At 28.3% G+C, this 16,765-nt stretch carries 13 protein-coding genes; 2 read left to right on the forward strand and 11 right to left on the reverse strand.

What is annotated here, in order from left to right:
- Positions 1-2: 2 nt before the first annotated feature.
- Positions 3-1,325 (reverse strand): PTS sugar transporter subunit IIC, encoded by a 1,323-nt coding sequence (locus ACZJV1_RS14235; RefSeq protein WP_463650568.1) that lies wholly within the window; start codon positions 1,323-1,325, stop codon positions 3-5.
- A gap of 146 nt (positions 1,326-1,471) precedes the next feature.
- Here ACZJV1_RS14235 and ACZJV1_RS14240 point away from each other — a divergent pair, with 146 nt between their 5' ends.
- The gene (locus ACZJV1_RS14240; protein ID WP_463650569.1) at positions 1,472-2,212 is read left to right on the forward strand and encodes a MerR family transcriptional regulator; all 741 of its coding nucleotides are present in this window, start codon (positions 1,472-1,474) and stop codon (positions 2,210-2,212) included.
- Between the two features lie 188 nt (positions 2,213-2,400).
- Here ACZJV1_RS14240 and ACZJV1_RS14245 read toward each other — a convergent pair whose 3' ends face one another.
- From ACZJV1_RS14245 to ACZJV1_RS14270, 6 genes are all read right to left on the reverse strand, one after another.
- Positions 2,401-3,186, reverse strand: coding sequence for a histidine phosphatase family protein (locus ACZJV1_RS14245; protein WP_463650570.1), 786 nt, complete (start codon positions 3,184-3,186; stop codon positions 2,401-2,403).
- A 405-nt stretch (positions 3,187-3,591) separates the two neighbouring features.
- Positions 3,592-5,331, reverse strand: a complete 1,740-nt coding sequence (locus tag ACZJV1_RS14250) for an oleate hydratase (protein WP_463650571.1) — start codon at positions 5,329-5,331, stop codon at positions 3,592-3,594.
- Positions 5,332-5,645: 314 nt separating this feature from the next.
- Positions 5,646-6,515 carry an NAD(P)/FAD-dependent oxidoreductase gene (locus ACZJV1_RS14255; protein WP_411168554.1) on the reverse strand — a complete coding sequence of 290 codons (870 nt, stop codon included), beginning with the start codon at positions 6,513-6,515 and terminating at the stop codon, positions 5,646-5,648.
- A gap of 18 nt (positions 6,516-6,533) precedes the next feature.
- Positions 6,534-6,848, reverse strand: a complete 315-nt coding sequence (gene trxA / locus ACZJV1_RS14260) for a thioredoxin (RefSeq protein WP_460286914.1) — start codon at positions 6,846-6,848, stop codon at positions 6,534-6,536.
- Positions 6,849-6,976: 128 nt separating this feature from the next.
- Positions 6,977-8,689 carry an ABC transporter ATP-binding protein gene (locus ACZJV1_RS14265; RefSeq protein ID WP_463650572.1) on the reverse strand — a complete coding sequence of 571 codons (1,713 nt, stop codon included), beginning with the start codon at positions 8,687-8,689 and terminating at the stop codon, positions 6,977-6,979.
- Positions 8,690-8,837: 148 nt separating this feature from the next.
- Positions 8,838-9,260 (reverse strand): YaaR family protein, encoded by a 423-nt coding sequence (locus ACZJV1_RS14270; RefSeq protein WP_463650573.1) that lies wholly within the window; start codon positions 9,258-9,260, stop codon positions 8,838-8,840.
- A 152-nt stretch (positions 9,261-9,412) separates the two neighbouring features.
- Here ACZJV1_RS14270 and ACZJV1_RS14275 point away from each other — a divergent pair, with 152 nt between their 5' ends.
- On the forward strand, positions 9,413-12,043 hold the full coding sequence (locus ACZJV1_RS14275) for a calcium-translocating P-type ATPase, PMCA-type (RefSeq protein ID WP_463650574.1): 2,631 nt from the start codon (positions 9,413-9,415) through the stop codon (positions 12,041-12,043).
- Between the two features lie 140 nt (positions 12,044-12,183).
- On the opposite strand, the gene ACZJV1_RS14280 is transcribed toward ACZJV1_RS14275, so the two are convergent.
- From ACZJV1_RS14280 to ACZJV1_RS14295, 4 genes are all read right to left on the reverse strand, one after another.
- Positions 12,184-12,861, reverse strand: a complete 678-nt coding sequence (locus tag ACZJV1_RS14280; RefSeq protein ID WP_463650575.1) for an amino acid ABC transporter ATP-binding protein — start codon at positions 12,859-12,861, stop codon at positions 12,184-12,186.
- 27 nt (positions 12,862-12,888) lie between these two features.
- Complete coding sequence (locus ACZJV1_RS14285) at positions 12,889-13,509, reverse strand: amino acid ABC transporter permease (protein ID WP_463652167.1); 621 nt, start codon at positions 13,507-13,509, stop codon at positions 12,889-12,891.
- 146 nt (positions 13,510-13,655) lie between these two features.
- Positions 13,656-14,411, reverse strand: coding sequence for an amino acid ABC transporter substrate-binding protein (locus ACZJV1_RS14290; RefSeq protein ID WP_463652168.1), 756 nt, complete (start codon positions 14,409-14,411; stop codon positions 13,656-13,658).
- 206 nt (positions 14,412-14,617) lie between these two features.
- Positions 14,618-16,753 (reverse strand): cellulose biosynthesis cyclic di-GMP-binding regulatory protein BcsB, encoded by a 2,136-nt coding sequence (locus ACZJV1_RS14295; RefSeq protein WP_463650576.1) that lies wholly within the window; start codon positions 16,751-16,753, stop codon positions 14,618-14,620.
- Positions 16,754-16,765: the final 12 nt, after the last annotated feature.

The following is a 16,765-nucleotide window of genomic DNA, read 5'->3' on the forward strand; positions in this document are numbered from 1 at the left end:
GGTTAGGCCTCCCCACTTATTTCTTGAGCTTGCCCACCTACTTCTTGAGCTTGCATTCTCTCTTCTTGAAGAGCCTTTTCATCAGCCATTTTGAAAAATGGTAAATATAATAATGTTAAAGCTGCTATTACTATAACCATAACAAAAGCAAAACGGAATCCTCCTTCTACCCATTCAACAATAATTGGTGGTGTTACCCATGGTAATTCAATAGTTGGATTATAAAAGTTTAAAAATCCTATTTTATAAAATATATGAATAATACCTCCACCTAAAGCAGTTGATAATATTAAAGGTAAAAAGAATATTGGGTTTAAAACAATTGGAATACCAAAAATTAATGGTTCATTTATATTAAATATACTTGGTATAAATGTTAATTTTCTCATAGATTTAAAACGCTCTGATTTTGCAAATAACATACTAATTGCAAGTCCTAATGTATTACCAGTACCTCCAATCATAAGTATACTAAGCATAAATAACATCTCTAAATATGGTAAAGGTTCTCCTGCTAAAAATGCTCCTACATTTGCAACTAAAACTGGTGCTGCAACTGCATAAAAAATATTTATTATAGCACTTGGATGAACACCAAAAAACCATAGTATATTAGCAAAAGTAAATATTAGTACTATAGACAATGGAGTTACACCTACATTAGTAATTGGATTTGTAATTACAGCATTTACAAAATCCATAGCATTTCCATATGGTGTAAATATAAATATTGCTTTAACCGCAAATGCTAGTACAAAAATAATCATAGCAACAAAAGTTGGACTTAATGAATCTGTTACCATTGGTGGTACTGAATCTGGAAGCTTGATTTTTATATTTTTCTTCATTAAATAGCTATATAGTCGTGTAACACATATTGCCACAATCATTGCAACAAAAATCCCTTCACTTCCAATAGATGAAGTTTTAAGAAATGCTGCATACTCCCCTGGAGCTAATTCTATTTGACTTTGTGGTGCTAAAACTAAGAAAAAAGCTAAACTTAAAATTAAAGAAGTAATAGGATTTTCACCTTCAATTTTAGCCGTTTCATATGCTATTGTGCATACAATATATATAGCATATAATCCATTAGTAATATTAAGTAAATCTTGGATTACTTGCGTTAACCCTAAGTTTTCTAATAATGTTTGCCATGGACCTATTGGCAAATTTCCTACAATAGCTATAAAAGCAACACCTAATGATACTGGTAATACTGACATCATACCATTAGTCAATGCCTGAACAACCTTATTTTCTGACATCTTTTGGGCAATAGGCCCAACAAACTTTTCTAGAAATCTTTGAAATTTTGAAAACATAATAATTCCCTCCTTTATTTGATTAAATTATAAACCTTAAAGCCACTTTAATGTAAAGCATTTCTTTTGAATTTTTTATATCTAATTTTTATTAGCTCAATTGACTATATAAAGCATAAAAGTTAAAATAATGTATGGTGATAAAAATGAGTAAAACATATACTATTGATAAAATTTCAAAACTTTTTAGTATTCCGAAATCAACATTAAGATACTGGGAAAGTGAAGGCTTAATATCTTCTATAAGAAATGATGAAAACGATTATCGTGAATATAGTACAGATAATTTACTTGAAATTTGTGATATAAAGTTCTATAGAAGCTTAAATCTACCTATAAAAAGATTAAAAGATATATTGCAGATGGGTATTGATGATAACGAAGAATTATTAAAAGAATCGCAAACTGAAATTCAAAATAAAATAGAAGATTTAAATAAAACTTTAAATAAAATAAATTATTCTTTAGAAAAAATTCAACTATTTAGGGAATTGCAAGAACGGCCTTATTCAATTTCCACTCCAAAATTTAATAAAATAGTACACTTACGTTTAAGTGAAACAGAAAACGTACTTGAGTACATTCAAAATCAACATGTTTTGTCCTTTGTAACAGACTTTACCAAGTGTAGTATAAATTATTATGGTACAATTTCAGTAAATAGTTCTGATACCTCTAAAAAAGCTCTATGGGAAAATGACAATAATCCACATACTTACATAACCTGTCTTTTACCAGTTAAAGATGATATTATTGATAAATTAACTCTAGATAAGCATCTTGATTATATTCATTCAATTAATTCTAAACCTGGAATAATTTTAGCTCAATACTTAGCTTCTGATTACCCTTATGATTATTTTCAGGCTTGGATTGAGATTATTTGATTTATATTATAGTAGTGTAGGTACTTTTGTTTAAAACAAAGTACCTACATTACTAAAATACAGTGGCAAAAGGACTATCCTTCTGCCACTGTATTATTTCTATATATCTTACAACAATCTTCACAGCATAAAAAAACTAAGACTTATAATCAAGTCCTAGTTTTATAACATACTCTAAACTTGTAGTACTATTTTTGATTTTTTCCTTTTTCTACATAGCTCATATCATTTACTGATTCTAATGTGTATTTTCCATCTTGATAAACAACTTTACATACACTAGCATTTTTTAATCCTGAAATAAGCTCCTCTGTACTTCCTGGTGCTATTTGCTCTAAGAAACTCATTATTGTAATACCATGTGATACAATTAATACCTTTCCTCCACCATTATCCTCTGTTTCCTTTGCAATTTTATCCATTGCAGGTTTTGCTCTATTTACAAGTTCTTCAGAACTCTCAGCCATATCATTTTCTGGCATTTTTGCATTCATATCTAAATTTCTTGACATATCGAGAGTATCCATAAATTCCTCAAAAGTCATATTGTTAGCTTTTGCTACTTCTGCCCATGCAGTTTCAGTTTTTTCCCCTTCATAAATTCCAAAAGATACTTCTCTTAAATCTTTACTTTGATTTACTTTTAAATCTGGCTGTCCACTTTTATCTAAGACTATATTAGCAGTTTCTATAGCACGTCCACTATCACTAGAATAAGCAGCATCGAATTTAATTCCCTCTGCATCAAGTCCTTTTCCTAAGTACTCAGCTACTTCTATACCTGGTTCTGTAAGTGGAGCATCACACCATCCTTGCATTCTATCTGTTGTATTTAACATAGTTTTACCATGTCTTGTTAAATAAATTTCAACTGGTTTTCTTTCCTTAGTTCCTTCAGATTTATTTTGAGCACATCCTACTGATACAAATGATAATATTCCTACTAAGCATAATGATAAAATTCTTTTTTTCATATAAATTTCCTCCTTTAAAATTTTATAAATTTACTTTAACATTATAAACCTTAAAGCAGCTTTAATGTAAAGCATTTCATAAAGATTTTTTAGGAACTTTAATAGACCTTTTAAATCTTTCTTTTATAGAATTACTGAAATTACTTTTTTATCTTTTACACTTAATAATTTATAAACTGTAATCCTTGTTTCAGTATTCCTTTCTAACTCTTTATTTTTTTAATTAACCTATTAATCTTTAATTCTTCAGCAATTTCTTTAAGCCTATATTCAACTATTTTTATTTTTCTTATCATAAAAAATCACCCTATTAAGAATATTATATATCTACTTAATAGGGTGGTTTTGGATTTAAAGTTTCTGTTTTCTATTTATAAGTTAATTTAATATCTTTATAAAAATATTCTAACTATAAGATTTTTTAACTGCCTTTAATAATACTTTTGGATCCTTCTTGTAAGGAGTTACTGGAATAACATTCTTATCCTTCACATTTAATAATGTGTAAACTGCAATTCTAGCTGCACGTACTGAGTACTCTTCAGTAAATACCATGTCTTCTGGTATTTCAACAAATTGACTTATCATTGAAAAGTTAGTTGACCCTTGTGGAACTACTTGTGGTCTATCAGCCATTTTACGTGGTTGGAATTGAGCATCAATATATGGCATCATACATGGGATTACATTTACTACTGTATCCATAATTTCATCTATTTGCTCTTCGAAATGTAGGTGATGTAAAAGTTCAATTAATAATTCTTCACCAGTACATTCTCTCATTGGTTTCTTTACATAGTCTCCAATTTTATCTGTATAAAGTCCATATCCCCAGAATATAGTTGTATCCATTGGCTGATTTTTAAAGTGAGGTTGAGCTGCAACAACTATACTCATTAACCAATTTGAATCCTTAAATGTCATTAAAGCTCCACTTCCTGGTATATTTCCTGAAAATTGTTCTATAAGTTTTAATAATTTATTTCCCTTACATGTTACAGTAAAACTTTCCCAATTAGTTTCATCTGGATGTCCAAAAAATGGCTCAGGATCTCCAAGACCTGGTTTCTTTTTAGCAACCTTTGACCAAAGTTCCCCTGATATTGGTTTGTCCGGATTATACTCAGGTGCAGTATTAAGATCTCCTAGTGTTGCACTATCTGTCATGCAAGCATTAGTCATAATACATATATCTCCATCTTTAAGTTCAATTACTTTTTCTCCGTCTTCATCTTCTATATGAATAGCTGTTACTGTTATTCCTTCACCTGGTTTAAAATCTAAATCAGTTACTGTTGCATTTATGCTAAAGTCAACACCAAATCCATCTAAATATGCTTTTAATGGAACTATAACTGATTCGTATTGATTATATTGAGTACGAGTAACACCTTCTAATGTTTCTATGCGTGAGAATTCAAATATCATACGTTCCATATAACGTTTGAATTCAAATAAACTAGACCATTTTTGGAAAGCAAATGTTGTTTGCCACATATACCAGAAATTTGTTGTAAAGAAATGTGGTGTATCTTTAAACCAATCTTCAATTGTTAAATCATCTAATTTTCCTTCTTTAGTAATCATTAATTTACCAAGTGCCATACGGTCAGCATTATTAAATCCCATACCCTCTACATCTTGTATAACACCAAATTTATCAATTAAACGAGCTTGTGCATGTGTTGGGTGTAAATGATCAAAATTTAGTATTTCTTCAGTAACACTCATACTAGGCATCTCTAATGATGGTACACTTCTAAGTAATTCCCAAAAGTTCTCATATGTTTCTTCATTTAACATTCTACCACCACGACATACAAAACCATTTACAGGATCACCTGCACCATCATTACTTCCACCTAAAATATGCATACCCTCAATAATATGAATATTTTCGCCTTTAAAATTACAATCTCTAACTAAGTATGCAGCTCCTGCTAATGATGCTAATCCTCCACCAACAAAGTATACTTGTCTTTCCTTATTATCATCAAAATTTTCTGTAAAAGTTACAAATGCTGATTTTTTTTCTTCATTATTTTTTAATCTTTTAGCTGCTACTGTTGCTACTGCAGCTGCCCCTGCAATTGCACCTACTGCTAATAGGGGATTTATGTTAGTTTTTTTTGTTTTTTTACTCATAAAATGATCCCTCAACTTTCCTTCTAGATTGTTTGTCTTTCTAATTAATATTATAGTTTCTTAAAATTAAAATGTATTTAGACAATATTTATTATTTGTCTAAATTTCTTTAAACTTAATAATTTGTACATATTATAAAAAGTCTAATCATATATGTCCACATACAAACTAAAGGTATGGAAAGTATAAAATAAATCTACATTTCTACATTAAATTACTAAAAACTTATATAATCACATTTTCAAACTTTTATACTTTCCTCCACATAAAAAAAGTGTATAGCACTTTTTAAGTACTATACACTCAATTTAACTTTATTTGTTTTTAGAGATTGAATCTAAATATTTAACTGCACTAAGTGCTGCAATATTCCCTTCACCTGCTGACTTTATATATTGATATGGCTTACCTACGCAATCTCCCGCTGCAAAGCAGCCTGGTATATTAGTTCTCATAAGTCTATCAACAGCAATGTGATTATCTTCTATTTTTAAACCTGGTACTAATTGCCCTGGAGATATGGAATCTTTTAATATAAATACAGCATCAGTTTCTAACTCTGTATTATTTAAAATTAATCTATTAACCTTTAACTCTCCAGCAACTTCTTTAGGCTTATCTTCAATTATTTTTATATTGTTTTTTAATTTATAATTATTCTTATACATAGGAATATAATATAATTCGCCTGCTAATTCTGAAACATAGTTTGCCTCTTCTTCAGCCTCTTTATTGTGTCCTATTATTGTTACTACTTTTCCTTTATATAAAGGTGCATCGCAAGTTGCACAGTACCCTACACCTTTACCTAAGTACTTTTCTTCACCTTCAATAGGCCTTGTATATTCTATTCCCGTTGCTATAATAACTGATTTTGCTTCATAGGTTTTATCATTAGCCATTAAGGCAAAATACTCTCCCATTGCATAAATACTATTAATTCTTTCTTCTGTTATCTCAATATCCATAGCATTTAAATGTTCTTGAAAGATTTCTTTAATGCGTTCCCCAGTCATTCCATAAAAGCCTAAATAGTTATTAATTTTTGGGGCTTTAACTAGCTTATTAGTTAAATTACTATAACCAAAAATAATAAACTTTTTATTTCTTATTTTTGCATTTAAAGCTGCTGACAAACCAGCTGGGCCACTGCCCACTATTGCAATATCATATCTTTCGCTCACTTTTCTACCTCTTTATAATTACAGATGCTTAATAACTGCAGCTTTTAAAGAGTCCTTTGGCATAAACCCAACCAAAGTGTCTACAGGAGCACCATTTTTAAATACCATTAAAGTTGGGATACTAGATATTTGATACTTATTTGCTAAATTAGGATTTTGATCCACATCCACTTTTACAAATTTAGCATTATTTACTTCATTAGCTACTTCTTCTAGTACAGGAGCTATCATTTTACAAGGACCACACCAAGTTGCCCAAAAATCAACTAAAACAACTCCTTCATATTTTAATACCACTTCATTAAAATCTACTTCAGATATATGTTGAACCATATAAATTATCCTCCTATCATACCCATATGGGGTATTATTCCAATTAATTTTACACAATTTATCATTTTTAGTCAATAGGTTATAGGGGTGCTTTTACCCTTTTATTTTCCCCCAATTAATATATTTTATTATTTTTTTAAATGTGCAAATTGAGATTCATAAAGTTCCTTATAAATACCACCTTTTTCAAGAAGTATTTCATGACTTCCCTTTTCTTCAATTCCCTGATCTGTCAATACTAAAATTTCATCTGCATTTTTAATTGTAGATAATCTATGTGCCACTACTATAGTAGTTCTTCCATTGCAAAGCTCTTCTAAAGATTTTTGTATCATATATTCTGTTGTATTATCTAATGCAGATGTAGCTTCATCTAATATTAAAATAGGTGGATTTTTTAAGAATACTCTTGCTATTGATATTCTTTGCTTTTGTCCTCCTGATAATTTAACGCCTCTTTCTCCTATATAAGTATCATATCCTTCTGGTAAATTCATAATAAATTCATGTATATTTGCTCTTTTAGCTGCTATTATAATCTCTTCATCAGTTGCATCATGTTTTCCATATAATATATTATCTTTTATTGTACCTGTGAATAAAAATACATCTTGTTGAACTATTCCTATATTTTTTCTTAAAGACTCTAAAGTAGCATCATAAATACTTAATCCATCTATAGAAATATTTCCTTCTGTTACATCATAAAATCTAGGAATCAAATTACAAAACGTTGTTTTTCCACCACCTGATGGCCCAACTAAAGCTAACATCTTGCCCTTCTCTATTTCTAAATCTATGCCTTCTAAAATATTCTTTTCATCATAACTAAAATGTACATTTTCAAATTTTATACTTCCCTTAACATCCTTAAGTTCTAAACTTCCATCCTTTTCAACATTCTCATCTACTATTGATACAAATCTTTTAAAACCAGTCATTCCATTTTGATATTGTTCCATAAAATTAACTAGCTTTTTAATTGGTTGAGTAAATAATTTTATATATAAAAGATATGCAAAGAAATCCCCTAAGTTTATAATATTAAAGTATGTAAATATACCACCTGCTATTAATACCACATAATCTAGTATGTCTATTCCAAAACCTACTCCTGCAAAATATTCTGCCATAACCTTATATGCTCTTGCTCTAGCATTTTTAAATCTGTTGTTTCCATTTTGGAACTTATCAATTTCATGATCATGTGATACAAAAGCCTTCGTTATCCTTATTCCTGAAAGAGAGTTTTCTAAATTAGCATTTACTGATGATGTTTCTACCCTAGTCTCCATAAAAGCACTTAGCATTTTATTTTTTTGCTTCCATGTAAATAAAACTATAAATGGTATAAATGCAAATATTATAAGTGTTAATGGTATATTTATTGTACATAATACTGTAAATGATCCAATTAACATTACAAGTGAAATAAATAAATCCTCTGGACCATGATGAGCAAGCTCTGACACTTCCATAAGGTCATTTATCATCCTACTCATTAAATCTCCTGTTTTGTTATTATCAAAATAAGTATTAGGCAATTTTTGAAGATGTAAAAACATATCCTTCCTCATATCACCTTGCATATGTACACCCATAACATGTCCATAATATTGCATAAAGTAACCACAAGCTGCTTTTATTATATATATAACTAATAAAGTAACACCAAAAACAACTAGCATTCTTATATTTCTATTTGGAATACTATCATTTACTAAAGTTCTTGTCATCATAGGATAAACAAGATCACATGCTGCTGCTATAAGTGCTGCAAACATATCTAAGAAAAATAACTTTTTATATGGTTTATAATAACTAATAAATCTTTTTACCATAAATACCTCCTTTTATTGCTATGTATTATTTATATAATAGCCTTATTGATAATAATTTTCAAGTAATCTTTAAATTTTTGAAATTATCTGTCTATTACTAAATATATTATGCTTAAGAGATTTATCATTTATAGTTTTATTATTTATATTATCTATATATATCAACTATTAATCCTTGAATCTCATCTATTGATGCTGCCATGTTTAAGTTATCTACTTCTCCAGTTAAAAAAGATTTAGTTAAATCTTCAAGCTTTCCATCTATTGTATCTACTGTTATAAAATATTGAGTTTGCCAAAAGCTAATATCTTTTTTAGTATCATACATAAATCTTAAAATAGACTCTAGATATTCTTTTATTAACTTTTTATATGCTATAACATCCCCATATGTTTTAGTAATTACTAGTCTATTACCTTTTTTATGTATTTCTTCAATCATTTGCTTTAATTGCTCTTCTGACTTTCTTTCCCTAGCTTGATTAAAACTTTGTGAAAAATCTTTTTTTTCTGCAACTACTCTTCTATCTTGTTTAATAGGACTTTTTCTATTTACTCTACTTATTTCCATATTCTTCACCCTTTCTCTACAGAATATTATATCATTAACAATCACTTTTTTATCACTTTTTTTTCCATGTATTAATATTAATGAAAATAATTATGCTATACTTATATAAGGAATTTAATTTTACAAATTTTAGAAGGTTTGGAGGTATTTAAATGTGGTTTAATAAAAGTTCTGAAGAAATAATAAAAGAATTATCATCTAATATGATTAATGGTCTTTCTTCAGAAGAAGTAAAAACAAGATTAGAAAAAAATGGTCCAAACAAACTCCAAGGAAAAAAGAAAAAGTCTACTTTTCAACTTTTTCTGGCTCAAATTAATGATGTTATGATCTATATTTTATTAATTGCAGCAATAATTTCTGCTATAGTAGGGGAAATTAGTGATGCAATAATAATATTAATCGTAATATTCATTAATGCTATAATTGGAGTTATTCAGGAATCCAAAGCAGAAAAAGCCTTAGAAGCTCTTAAAAATATGTCTACCCCTAAGGCTTTAGTAAAAAGAAATGGTGAAATTATAGAAATCCCATCAGAAGAGGTTGTTGTTGGAGATATAGCTATAATAGATGCAGGAAGATATATCCCTGCCGACTTAAGATTAATAGAGTCTGCAAATTTGAAAATTGAGGAATCTGCCTTTACAGGAGAATCCGTTCCTTCTGAAAAAAATTCTCAAGTTATAAAAGAAGAAAAAGATGTTCCAATTGGTGATCAGCACAATATGGCATTTATGTCTACTCTCGCCACTTATGGTAGAGGAACTGGCATAGTTGTAGCTACAGGTATGGATACTCAAATTGGTAAAATAGCTAAAATGTTAGATAACGAAGATGAAAATGTAACTCCTCTTCAAAAAAAATTAGCTCAACTTGGTAAAAATTTAGGATTTTTAGCTGTTGGTATCTCCATAATTATGTTTATAGTTTCTATGTTTCAAGGCAGAGATTTTATTGAAATGTTCATGACTTCTATTAGCTTAGCAGTTGCCGCTATTCCTGAGGGATTACCTGCAATAGTAGCTATCGTTCTCGCTCTTGGAGTTCAAAGAATGATAAAAGAAAATGCTATAATTAGAAAGCTTCCATCAGTCGAAACATTAGGTTCTGTAACTATTATTTGTTCTGATAAAACTGGTACTCTTACTATAAACAAAATGACTGTTAAAAAATATTACGTTAACTATGAAATTAAAAACTTAGATGATATCGACATTAATAATAATGAAAGTAAACTTTTAGTTGATGGTATGGTTTTATGTAATGACTCCACTTCAAAAGATGGAATTCAAACAGGTGATCCTACAGAAGTTGCGTTAATTGATGTTGGAAACAAAGTTAATATATTTAAAGATGAGCTAAACAATATCCACAAGAGAGTCAATGAAATTCCATTTGATTCTGATAGGAAACTTATGACCACTGTAAATACTTATGATAAAGGCTTTAATGTTTTCACCAAGGGAGCCATAGATAGCATTTTAAAAATATCAAATAAAATATTATTAAATGGAGAAATTAAAGAGTTCACAAAAGAAGAAAAAGATAAAATTCTTAAGGCTTCAAATTCAATGTCTGATGATGCATTAAGAGTTTTAGCTTTAGGATATAAAACTATAGAAAATGAACATGTTGCAATAGATGATCTAGAGAAGGACTTAATTTTTGTAGGTCTTATGGGAATGATAGACCCTCCAAGAGAAGAAGTTAAGGGATCTATTCAAGTTAGTAAAAATGCTGGAATTAGAACTATAATGATAACTGGTGATCATAAAAATACTGCTGTTGCTATTGCTAAGGAGCTTGGAATAGCTAATGATATTTCAGAAGCTATGTCAGGTAGTGAAATAGATACTTATTCAGATGAAGAATTCACTAAGATAGTTAATAACTATAAAGTTTTTGCACGTGTATCACCTGAGCATAAAGTTAAAATTGTAAAAGCATTTAAAGCTCATGGAAACATTGTTTCTATGACTGGAGATGGCGTTAACGATGCTCCATCATTAAAAAGTGCTGATATAGGAGTTGCAATGGGCATTACAGGAACCGATGTTGCAAAAGGTGCTGCTGATATGGTTTTAACAGATGATAACTTTACCACAATAGTAAAAGCTGTAGAAGAAGGAAGAAATATCTTTAATAATATAAAGAAGTCTATTTTATTCTTGCTAAGTTGTAACTTAGGTGAAGTAGTTGCTTTATTCTTTGCTATACTACTTAATTGGGAATCACCACTTTTACCAATACACATTCTTTGGGTTAATTTAATTACTGATAGTTTCCCTGCCCTTTCACTAGGAGTAGACCCTGGAGATAAGGGAGTTATGGATATTCCACCGAGAAACGAAAAAGAAAGCTTATTTTCAGGAAGAATGGGTAAATTGCTAATTATAAATGGAGTTTTAATAGGGGCAACAACGCTATTTGCTTTTGTATTAGGTGAATACCTATATCCTGATTCTTTAAGACATGCACAGACTATGGCGTTTGTTGTACTTAGTGTTTCTCAATTATTTTATTCCTTCTCTGTAAGAAATGAATCTAAGTCATTATTCCAAGTTGGAGTGTTTAAAAATAAATGGTTAGTAGCCTCCTTATTATTTGGTATCTTATTACAATTCACAATAATTACAGTGCCATTTACAGCTAATATCTTTAAAGTATACTCCTTAACCTTTAAAGATTGGGGAATTGTAATATTAATATCTTTAATTCCATTTGCAATAAATGAAATAGTAAAAATCTTTTTTAGAATGAATGATAAAAAAATTCATAGATAATTATTAATAGTGAATGCTTAACTATAAAATTAAAATAGGGTCATCTTCTTTAGATGTACCCTATTTTACTTTATCATCAAAAGTTTCATGCTAATTTTAAACTTAATTTCTATCTATAATGATTAATTATAATCTCAATTCTAAAAAATGTTTCCTTCACTTAAAACGCCATTTTTCATTGAATATATTTTATCCGCAACCTTCTCTGCAAATGCCATATCGTGAGTTATTATAAGCATGCTCATGCCATCTTTAGCAAGATCTCTTATTAAATTAGCAACTTCTCCTGTTAATCCTGGGTCTAAAGCTGATGTAGGTTCATCAAAACACATTAACTTAGGATTTAATGCTAATGCCCTTCCTATTGCTACTCTTTGTTTTTGACCTCCTGATAATTCATAAGGATAATTATTTAATTTATCACTTAATCCTAAAAATTCTAAAATTTTCGAAGCATTTTTATTTGCTGTTTCTTCTGATTGTCCTAAAACTCTTTTAGGAGCTTCAATTAAGTTTTCTATAACACTCATATGTGGAAATAAATTAAAATTTTGAAATACTAATCCTATTTCTCTTCTTGCTTCATTAAATTCTGCCTTCTCTTTATAATTTCCATCTTTACATAAAAATTTATTATCAATTTCTATTGTACCCTCATCACAAAACTCTAAGCCATTTATACATCTTAGTAGTGTAGTTTTTCCCTCTCCTGAAGATCCAACTATAACTACTACTTCACCACTTTTAATTTCTAAATCTACTCCCTTTAAAACTTCTGTTTTCCCAAAAGTTTTTTTCAAGCTCTGAATTTTAAGCATAAAAACACCTCCTATTATATATTATTCTTACTGATAGTAATTAAATTTTCTTTCCATAGCTTCTAATGCTTTAGTTAAGAAACCATTAAATATTAGATAAACAATTCCTACAACTACAAAAGGCATTATGGAAGATAATCTATTAGATGCTATCTTAGCAACTTTTAAAAGCTCGTCCAACCCAACTACATATACTAATGCTGTATCTTTTACTAAAGTAACAACTTCATTCGCTACAGGAGGGAATATTCTTTTTAATGCTTGCGGCATTATGATTCTAAAAAAAGTATCTTTTTTACTTAATCCTAGTACTTCAGCACCTTCGAATTGTCCCTTATCTATAGAAAGTATTCCTGCTCTAAATATTTCACCAAAATAAGCACCATAATTTAAAACCATTGCCAAAATTGCTGCTGGGAATCTTGGAATACTTATATTTAATAAAGGTAATCCAAAGAATATAAATAAAATTTGTAGTAATAAAGGTGTTCCTCTTAATATTAATACATATGCTCCTGTTATTGATTTTAAAATTTTTATTCTAGAAATTCTACCTAGAGCTATTATTACTCCTAGTGGAATAGATAGTATAAGAGTCATTATAAATATTTCTATAGTAACTTTAAACCCTTCTAATACTTGTGGCATAAGAGCTATGACTTCATTTAATAAATTCAAAATAAGCACCTCTTTCTTAATTAACGTCTTTAATCTTAGGCTCTGTTAGACATTTTTGTTGATATGATAGTTCCGTAATTACATATGAGTAAGTTTTTAGAATTTCATTTTAAATATTATTTAGCTATTATATCTTCTCCAAACCACTTTTTAGATATTTCTCCTGCTTTGCCTTCCTTAATTATTTCATCTAAAGCTTTATTAAATGCGTCTACTAATTCTTTATCATCTTTTCTCATACCAACGGCATAAGTTTCTTTTCCAAAATCATCATTTAATATTTTATATTTTTCAGCTCCTCTTTGATTTATATAGTATTTAATTAAAATTTCATCTGCTACAACAGCATCCAATCTACCTGCTTCTAAATCCATTAAGGCTTCATTATTAGTTTCAAATGTAACTACCTTGCTATCTTTAAAACTTTTAACTATATCTTTATCTGCCTCTATTGCATCAACAGCACTTGATTGATTTTGTGCACCTACTGTTGCACCCTTTAAATCTGCTTTTGAGTTAATCTTTGAATTAGCTAATGTTATAATAACCTGTCTGTTATTTAAATATACTTTTGAAAATTCAACATTTTCTTTTCTTTCTTCTGTTACACTATATCCATTCCATATAAAATCTATATTTCCGTTATTAAGTTCAGTTTCTTTCATGCTCCAATCTATAGGTTGGAATTTTATTGTTTTACCTAATTTTTCTCCAACTTCTTTTGCTAGTTCTATATCAAAACCTGTGTATTCTCCATTTTCATCTTTAAATCCCATTGGAACAAAAGTATCATCAAACCCCAAAATTAATTCATCTTTATCTATAGAATTTTTTATTTTCTTTCCTTCACATGAAATTAATCCAAATGCCATTAATACAACTAAAGAACTTGATAATATTTTTTTTAATAAACTCATTATTAAATCCCCCTTTAATATTTATATCCGAATCCGCTTCCTTATATTAACACTTTATCACAATAAAGTGTTAAAGTCAATGATAAAATACGATAATTATATAAATTATTTATCGTATTTTATCTTATAATAGTTTTTTTATAAATATGTTCTTTATGAAACTACTTATTCTTTTTTTCTTTATTTTTTATAAAGTACATAATTGTTGAAGCAGTAAAGAATATAATTATTAGGACTATAATTCCAAGTAAGCCCCTTCCAGCAGTATCTAATTTTTTTACTTTTTCATATACTGGCTTCTCTTCATCCTTCTTAAATTTAAATGTTCTTAAATCTCCGTACTCATCTATTATTGCTGAGTCTCCTATTAGCTTATCTATTTTACTAGAGTCACCTAAATAAGCTAAAGAATCTAATAACACATCTTTATTAGGAGATGTTACTACTAGCATTGCCTTTTGATTATTATAAGGTGATGAATCTAATTGAAAAGATGCTATTTTAGATTTAAATGGTTCGGTTAAATATAATTTCTCATTTCCAATAAAAAATTTATAATTATCTTCATATTTAAACCATAGTTTTTCATTTAAATCCTTAACTAGCTTATTTGAATCTGGAGTTCCATAAACTATTAAATTTTTATTTTTTTCTCTTCCATTTAAAGCAGAATATCTTGAAACTTCAAAAATTCCATTGTTATATCTTATGTCCTTACCTATTAAAGCAAAAACTCTACCTACAGCTATAAGTTCATTAGAGCTTAAGCTATCAGGAACTGAAAAAAGCAGTTCATTAAATTTACCATCTATTATAAAAGGTGAAGGATACTTATTAAAGAAATATCCTGTTAAATCTTTAGTTTCTAAATTAATATATGAGCTTCCATTTACTAATGCCCATGGCATTTCTTCTTGCCTTATTTCACAGTAAGATCCAATAGTTTCTAAATCAAAAGCTATCCTTACTTCTATATAATTGCTATTAATAACATCTGTAGGTATTTGAACTTCTAATTCATCTGAAGCTACATTTTCCTTTTCTAACTTTTTACTACCTATTGGTATATCATTTATGTAAATGGTAACTAAAGAACGATTAAAATCTAGGTTTTCTGAATATCTAAAATTTAATTTTATTTTTGCTCCACTTGCAATAGCTTTATTTTTAGGTAAAAAATATGAAATTGTTCCTGTCCTTCTAAAAGGTCCTTTAAATTGTATATGAGTAAATCCTAAACTTTCAAATGTTATCCTATTTTCTAGATCTTTTACTTGTGTTTCTTCTTTAATACTATCATCTATAATAAATGTATCACTACTTATTTGAGTAGTAATTTCTTTGTTCATTAAAAATTTTATAGCCTTTAAATAATAATCTTCTTTATCTGATATTATTAACATTAATTTTGAGTTTTCAGCATTTCCTTTGTAAGGAGAATCCCCTAATTTTATTAATGCTGAATTTGATAGGTCTATATTATTAATATTTTTAAATAGATTATTTATTTCAGTTGGAAGTGATCCCTTACTCCCAATAAAAATAATATTATTTTCATTATTTTGTTTTTTTAGATCTGAATACTTTAATAATTCTCCTTTGTAAAGATTACTTTTATCTTCTTTTCCTAAATAAGTTGAAATTAACAAAGCTTTTTCTAAATGATTATCACTATAATCATCTGGTATAACTATTTGAGTTATTTGCGAATCATTTTGATTTGATTTTAAAAATGGATATGGGAAATTCATTATACTATTATCTACAAGTTTTTCCTTATAAGCTATATTTATTTGAGATTGCTTTTTTATTACTAACCAATTAGCATTATTAATATCATCAGTACATGGTTTATCTGTTATTCTAGAATATCCGTCAATTTTAAATTCATTAATTCCTTCCTTTAAGTTGTCTTTCGGAATATTAACTCTTAAACTTTGAATTTCTTCATTTGGATTATATACTATTTTGTAAGAATAAAATGGTACTCCATTTATATTAAAAGTTATATATGAATCCTTAGTTAAGTCTACTAATTGATTTATGGATAAATTAATTACTGCTTCTATCTTTTCTACGCTCCACCATTTTTCTATATTAAAATAAATGCTATGACTTGTAAAAACTCCTTTAAATATAACATCATTATTGATAGTTTCTTTCTTTACATATGATTTTTTTCCTACACTATAGTTCTTAGGTGCTGCAAAAGTTATTAAATTAAAAATCGATACTAACAAAAAGGATAATATTAGTATATGTATTGCCTTTCTCAAACTAACCCTATAGTTTTTCATTTGTTTTCCTCC

The organism is Clostridium sp. LS3, from assembly GCF_055330225.1.

Coding starts and splice junctions, on each gene's coding strand:
- ACZJV1_RS14275 (WP_463650574.1), top strand. CDS start 9,413: ATGTGGTTTAATAAAAGTTCTGAAGAAATAATAAAAGAATTATCATCT.
- ACZJV1_RS14245 (WP_463650570.1), bottom strand. CDS start 3,186: ATGAAAAAAAGAATTTTATCATTATGCTTAGTAGGAATATTATCATTT.
- ACZJV1_RS14235 (WP_463650568.1), bottom strand. CDS start 1,325: ATGTTTTCAAAATTTCAAAGATTTCTAGAAAAGTTTGTTGGGCCTATT.
- ACZJV1_RS14265 (WP_463650572.1), bottom strand. CDS start 8,689: ATGGTAAAAAGATTTATTAGTTATTATAAACCATATAAAAAGTTATTT.
- ACZJV1_RS14295 (WP_463650576.1), bottom strand. CDS start 16,753: ATGAAAAACTATAGGGTTAGTTTGAGAAAGGCAATACATATACTAATA.
- ACZJV1_RS14270 (WP_463650573.1), bottom strand. CDS start 9,260: ATGGAAATAAGTAGAGTAAATAGAAAAAGTCCTATTAAACAAGATAGA.
- ACZJV1_RS14280 (WP_463650575.1), bottom strand. CDS start 12,861: ATGCTTAAAATTCAGAGCTTGAAAAAAACTTTTGGGAAAACAGAAGTT.
- trxA (WP_460286914.1), bottom strand. CDS start 6,848: ATGGTTCAACATATATCTGAAGTAGATTTTAATGAAGTGGTATTAAAA.
- ACZJV1_RS14250 (WP_463650571.1), bottom strand. CDS start 5,331: ATGAGTAAAAAAACAAAAAAAACTAACATAAATCCCCTATTAGCAGTA.
- ACZJV1_RS14285 (WP_463652167.1), bottom strand. CDS start 13,509: ATGCCACAAGTATTAGAAGGGTTTAAAGTTACTATAGAAATATTTATA.
- ACZJV1_RS14240 (WP_463650569.1), top strand. CDS start 1,472: ATGAGTAAAACATATACTATTGATAAAATTTCAAAACTTTTTAGTATT.
- ACZJV1_RS14290 (WP_463652168.1), bottom strand. CDS start 14,411: ATGGCATTTGGATTAATTTCATGTGAAGGAAAGAAAATAAAAAATTCT.